The following is a 6,340-nucleotide window of genomic DNA, read 5'->3' on the forward strand; positions in this document are numbered from 1 at the left end:
TTTGCGACTCCCTTATGTTAACATTTTCATATTTCAATGTCAACCAAGTTTTTTTATTTCTTTTGTCGCTTTCTGCGTTGTTGCTATCGGCGACTTGTCCTATATTACACCTCAATACTCTAATCGTCAACACCTTTTTACAAATAAATTTAATTTAGTACCTTTGCACTCTTTTAACTCTAGATAAGGACCTACAAAGATTTCATTAAAATAGAAACCATCGTCTACTTTTCTTTACCAATCTATTCTTCTAAATACTATTCAATTTAGGTACTTCTCTATTTCAAAGGACTCACTTCCCCCATCTTACCGAACTCATACGATTGATTCTTTTCAGCTAAACTAGCAACCTTATTTTAACAATTAATAGTATATAATTAGAAAGTTGCTTTATTTTTTATTACCGCTCCCTATTCCCCTTTGTTTATCAAATTGTAATATCAATAACATTCTATTAGAAACAGGTGACGATATGAAAGATATACGTATTCTTATAGCAGATGACGATAAAGAAATTCGAGACTTATTAAAAAGATATTTAGAGCGAGAATTATATATGGTAGATACTGCAATTAATGGTGAAGAAGCGTTGTGCTTATTTAACCAAAATAACTACAACCTCGTTATATTAGATCTTATGATGCCGAAAGTAGATGGTATCGAAGTGTGCAGAAAACTTAGAGATACTACCAACATTCCTATATTAATGCTAACTGCTAAAGATCACGAAGTTGATAAGATTTTGGGCTTAAGCATAGGTGCTGATGATTATATTACGAAACCTTTCAGTATTCACGAAGTGGTTGCAAGAGTAAAAGCTCTTATGCGACGTTTTTTAGTTCTTGGAAGTAACACTAACGTACAAGAGAAATCAGCTTTAACATTTAAAGGACTAACTATCGATTTTAAAAAATACACAGTCCATACGAATGGAAAAGAAATCAGCTTAACTGGAAAAGAACTTGAACTATTAAAATTCTTCGCTTCAAACCCAGAGCAAGTATTTACGAAAACACAACTCTTTCGGAATGTATGGGACGATAATTATATAGAAGATGATAATACAGTTATGGTGCATATTAGAAAGCTTAGAAAGAAAATAGAAATCGATTCTTCCAATCCAAAATTCATTCAGACTGTATGGGGAATCGGTTATAAGTTTGTAGGTGAAAAGGTTGAAAAATGATAAGATCCTCTTTCTTATTTCATTACAACTTATCATTTGCGGGCTTTTAAATATAGATATGGGATACCATGTAAAAATATCTTTATTTATTGCTCTTATCATAATTACAATATATCTTTTCTTTTCAAGAGTTCACTTTATTCAAAGCAACGAATCGATGGTTACTAAATTAAGCCGTGCACTTAAAGGGAATTTACAAACGAGGCTATTCACAAATAACGACCGTTCACTAAATAATATCGTATTTTCAATAAACGAATTAATAACTGCATTAGAAAAGGGTCAGATCGAAGCGAGGAAATCCCAAGAAGCTAGAAAACAACTTTTATCTAATATCTCACATGATATCCGAACACCACTTACTTCTATTATTGGATATATTGATGCTTTAAAAGATGATGTCGCTGCTTCTGAAGTAGAAAAGCAAGAATATCTTGAAATACTATATAAGAAATCGAATGACTTAAAACATCTGGTCGATGAAATCTTTAATATGGCCAAGCTAGATGCTGATGAATTTCCATTAAAAGAAGAAGAACTCGATTTTTCTGAAGTTACTAGAGAAGTATTAATCGAATTTTTACCCGAGCTATCAAAACATAACATTGAACTACAAGTTCTCATACCAGAATCTACTTCTCCTATTATTGCAGATCACCTTAGCCTTATACGAATTATAGGTAATCTAATAAAAAACGCTATCCATCACGGAAAAGCTGGGAAAATAGTAGGAGTCGAACTATTAGAAACCAATACAGGATATGAGCTTCTTATTTGGGACAAGGGACCCGGTATTCCAAAACATGATTTACAAAACGTATTTAAGCGGATGTACCGCAGCGAACAATCAAGAAATCCTTCTTACGGTGGTAGTGGCCTCGGACTTTCTATTTCTAAAGCCCTCGTTGAAAAAAATGGTGGGCGTATATGGGTTGACAGTATTCCCCGGGAACGAACTACTTTTGGTTTTTCCGTCCCAAAACACACTACTTTTAAGAAATAGTTAAGAAATGATTAATATGCAGTTAAACCTTCCTTTTTATTATGTAATTAAGAACTTATAGAAAGTAGGTGCCCCCTATAAATACAATTATAAAAACGACAAATCTTACTAAAGTTTATGGGACCCAAAAGTCAGTAGATAATCTAAATATAAATGTACAGCAAGGAGAGATTTATGGATTCATAGGGCGTAACGGTGCTGGTAAAACAACTACAATCCGTATGCTGCTTAGTCTTATAAAACCTACAAGTGGAAATATAGAAATATTCGGTGAGGATTTACTTTGGAATCAAAAAGACATTTTAAGAAGAATTGGTTCTATCGTTGAAGTCCCAGGATTTTATGAAAACTTAACTGCAAGAGAGAATTTATTAATTAATGCAAAGATAATTGGAGTTCACAAAAGGAATGCAATTGAAGAAGCATTAGAAATTGTAGGCTTGCAGCACGAAACAAAAAAACTAGTAGGAAAATACTCTTTAGGAATGAAGCAACGCTTAGGAATTGCACGTGCTCTTCTCCATTATCCTGAACTACTCATACTAGATGAACCAACTAACGGACTAGATCCAATCGGTATTAAAGAAATGCGAAAACTCATTAAATCTTTAGCTCAAGACAGAAATATAACGATACTCATTTCTAGTCATATATTAGCTGAGGTGGAACAACTAGTCGATCGTATGGGAATTATTCATGAAGGAAGGTTATTAGAAGAAGTTTCTCTTGATACACTGCGTAAAGCCAATCGTAAGTACATAGAATTCCAGGTAAATAATGATAATAAAGCTGCGATGCTATTAGAAAATCATTTTCAAATTTTTGATTATGAGGTACATGATGAAGGAAATATTCGTGTTTATTCTCACTTTGGACAGCAAGGACATATCAATAGAACGTTAGTTCGTAATGATGTTGAAGTATTAAAAATTATGATGAGCGAAGATAGACTAGAAGATTATTTCACCAAACTAGTTGGAGGTGGCACAATTGGTTAATCTACTCTATACAGAACTATTAAAATTAAAACGCTCTAATATGTTTTTGATTAGTATTATCGGGGCAGGTGTCGCACCTTTTCTAGTAGTTGTAGCTTCTTATATACATATAAAAACAAAACAGCCTACCCCCACCATTTTGTTTCATCAATTATTCACTGAAGTTAACTTGTATACTACTTTAGTTATAGGATTCCCCTTATATGGAGTTGTGATCGCTTATCTATTTACCCGTGAATACACGGAAGATACATTAAAAAATTTGCTAACTATCCCAGTATCACGTATTAGCTTTATTATAAGTAAATTTATCCTTCTATTTCTTTGGATAATGATGCTAACTTTAGTCGCTTGGGCGCTAACTTTATTATTAGGGCTAATAGGTAGCTTCCCTGGATTTAGTATCACCTTACTTTTAGGCTCTCTCGTAAAGTTTTCAATATGTGGTGGACTTCTCTTTCTCTTGTCTTCACCTATTGTACTACTAACTCTTGTAATGAAGACCTATGTACCACCTATTATATTAACAATCGTTATAACGATGACTAACCTTATGATCGTCAATTCAAAACATAAAGACCTATTCCCATGGACTGCTACTCTAGATATAGCAAATAACGAATTACAACCGACTTATCCACCAGAGTATTCTTATATCATCATTGTAGCAACAGCTATTTTCGGATTTATTACAACACTATTCTATTTTAAAAGAGTAGATATTCATTAATTTATAGGAGTGAAACTATGAGTGATACCATTATTGCCTTCATACTCGGTATTGTAGAAGGATTAGCTGAATTTTTACCTATCTCTTCTACTGGCCATCTTATATTAGTCGGACATTTATTAGGTTTTGAAGGAGAAAGAGCAAAAACGTTTGAAATTGTCATACAGTTAGGAGCAATTTTAGCTATTGCTATTTTGTATCATAAACGCCTTGTTTCTTTATGTAATATTAAACCTCTTCTACGGAAAGAGAAAAAATTCAACGCATTCCATGTATTTCTTGGCGTATTTCCAGCAGTAGTTGCTGGTTTACTACTACATGATGTTATTAAAACATACTTATTTCAGCCGTATACTGTCGTAATTGGACTTGTAGCAGGAGCAATTCTTATGATTTTTGCAGAAGTAAAAAAGGTAGAGGCAACCTCTTTTTCACTAGATGATTTAACATACCGTCAAGCATTAACAATTGGATTATTTCAATGCTTAGCAGTATATCCTGGCTTCTCTAGAGCTGGCTCTACTATTTCTGGAGGGCTATTAGCGAAAGTAAATTATAAAGCTGCATCTGAGTTCTCTTTTCTCATTGCCCTTCCTGTAATGGTCGGGGCTACAGGGTTAGACTTATTAAAAAGTTGGAAGTATTTAAGTGCAGATGACATTCCTATGTTTGCTATAGGATTCATTACCTCTTTTATAGTAGCAATGCTAGCGGTAGTAACTTTCCTGAAGCTTTTAGAAAAGATAGGTTTAAAACCTTTTGCATATTACCGTATTTTGTTAGCCATTGTATTTACACTTTCCGTATTGCTATAGCTTTATATAAGTATTATTAAACCGATATTCTAAGTTGAATATCGGTTTTTTGTTTACTTTCTCTCTAGTATTACTCACTTCAATATGTCATAGTTGAGGATAGATTAAAAAACTGAATATTCTTTACTACAAAACCACTTCATTACGGTATGCAAGGTTAACAATTCTACTTTCAGCCCTAACGAGCAATAGCATTTCTGTTTTAGAAACATATATACTAGGAAGAAAATAGTTGCCACAAATGAATGATTACACTAGAGCAGAACAAACGTTCTTAACCCTATGATACGTCATTATGTCTTTTATTTAGGCAAGTAAAGTAACTTCTTTATTATACTTCTCAGAATATATTCATTTACTAGAAGGAAACCTACTCCTCTTATTCAATGCAGATGAAGAGGGCGAGCATCGCGGAATTATCTCTGCTTTAACCGAATTTGAAAGATTGAAGCAAAAAAAAACAATTACAGTATCGTTTGGCTATTAATAATGATTTTACAACACCTTTATATGATGGAGATAACCAACGCTATATTTATACAGGAACTGCTGGCAAACTCCTTCCTTGTTTCTATATTTATGGAAGAGAAGTACATGTAGGCGATACACCGTCAGGTATTGACCCTAACTTTAGGGCAGCCCACATTACAAATAGACTGCATAATAACTATGAACTAACTGAATTCATTCCCAATGAACTCGTTCTCCCCTCCAACTTGCTTATATTAGCATGCTAATAAAGATAGGTATACTGTTCAAACAGCAACAAGTAGCCAGTTATACTTTAATTACTTTTTTATGAAGCTATACTTTATCAACTATTAGAAGAAACGAGTAAAGCCTGTAAAGAGGCTGAACACTATTTACAAAAGCAGTTTGCACATTTATTAGAGAACTTTCCTAAATGGAATCAATTATGCGAAACAATTCGGAAACTAAGCATCCAGTCTATTAATATGGGGGTATAATAGCGGGTTAAATAGAATTAAATTTAACTAAAGTGAGGTAACAATACAAATGAATCCATTAGCACAAACCTATTGGGATACTTATTGGGGAAAGAACGAAAAACCAAGATCTGTTACTGCTTGGCAATTCGGTGATTCTCCTGATTATCTCGCTCAATTAGTAATTGATGGCATAAAAACTGCAACATGTTCTGGATATATTTTTTATGAATTGGAAAACGAACCGCTACCGACAACTAATGATTATAGTATTATACTCAATAGCCAGGATGAACCAGTAGCAATTATTAAAACAATAGAAGTAACTGTAACACCAATGAATGAAGTAACTGAAGAATTCGCTATCGCTGAAGGTGAAGGCGATAGCACTTATAATTACTGGAGAGACACCCATGTTCAGTTCCTTACGAAGGAACTGAATGAACTTGGCCTTAGTTTTTCTGAAGATATGCTGCTTGTTTGTGAACGTTTTGAGCTTATCGATGTAAAAAACAAAGTGAAGATATAATAAATAACAATTTTATTATACACAAAAAAGACGAGTCATTCTGACTCGTCTTAAAGTTGCTTGGCGACGTCCTACTCTCACAGGGACAAGGTCCCAACTACCATCGGCGCTAGAGAGCTTAACTTCCGTGTT

At 33.6% G+C, this 6,340-nt stretch carries 6 protein-coding genes; all 6 read left to right on the top strand.

The window, feature by feature from the left end; translation table 11 throughout:
* Positions 1 to 472: 472 nt before the first annotated feature.
* A complete protein-coding gene (locus tag MR071_RS24735; RefSeq protein WP_105588322.1) occupies positions 473 to 1,186 on the top strand; it encodes a response regulator transcription factor in 714 nt (237 codons plus the stop codon).
* On the top strand, positions 1,176 to 2,189 hold the full coding sequence (locus MR071_RS24740; protein ID WP_242238213.1) for a sensor histidine kinase: 1,014 nt from the start codon (positions 1,176 to 1,178) through the stop codon (positions 2,187 to 2,189). Before MR071_RS24735 ends, MR071_RS24740 begins: the two co-directional genes overlap by 11 nt.
* Before the next feature lie 68 nt (positions 2,190 to 2,257).
* Positions 2,258 to 3,187, top strand: coding sequence for an ABC transporter ATP-binding protein (locus MR071_RS24745; RefSeq protein ID WP_105588324.1), 930 nt, complete (start codon positions 2,258 to 2,260; stop codon positions 3,185 to 3,187).
* Positions 3,180 to 3,917, top strand: coding sequence for an ABC transporter permease (locus MR071_RS24750; RefSeq protein ID WP_142395970.1), 738 nt, complete (start codon positions 3,180 to 3,182; stop codon positions 3,915 to 3,917). Before MR071_RS24745 ends, MR071_RS24750 begins: the two co-directional genes overlap by 8 nt.
* Before the next feature lie 17 nt (positions 3,918 to 3,934).
* On the top strand, positions 3,935 to 4,732 hold the full coding sequence (uppP, locus tag MR071_RS24755; RefSeq protein WP_105588326.1) for an undecaprenyl-diphosphate phosphatase UppP: 798 nt from the start codon (positions 3,935 to 3,937) through the stop codon (positions 4,730 to 4,732).
* Between the two features lie 1,017 nt (positions 4,733 to 5,749).
* On the top strand, positions 5,750 to 6,208 hold the full coding sequence (locus MR071_RS24765) for an ASCH domain-containing protein (RefSeq protein WP_105588327.1): 459 nt from the start codon (positions 5,750 to 5,752) through the stop codon (positions 6,206 to 6,208).
* Positions 6,209 to 6,340: the final 132 nt, after the last annotated feature.

It is taken from the genome of Bacillus cereus group sp. BfR-BA-01316 (assembly GCF_022664195.1).
Taxonomy (GTDB): Bacteria; Bacillota; Bacilli; order Bacillales; family Bacillaceae_G; genus Bacillus_A.

Excerpts from the sequence above, each read along its gene's own strand:
- uppP (WP_105588326.1), top strand. The coding sequence starts at position 3,935 with ATGAGTGATACCATTATTGCCTTCATACTCGGTATTGTAGAAGGATTA.
- MR071_RS24735 (WP_105588322.1), top strand. The coding sequence starts at position 473 with ATGAAAGATATACGTATTCTTATAGCAGATGACGATAAAGAAATTCGA.
- MR071_RS24765 (WP_105588327.1), top strand. The coding sequence starts at position 5,750 with ATGAATCCATTAGCACAAACCTATTGGGATACTTATTGGGGAAAGAAC.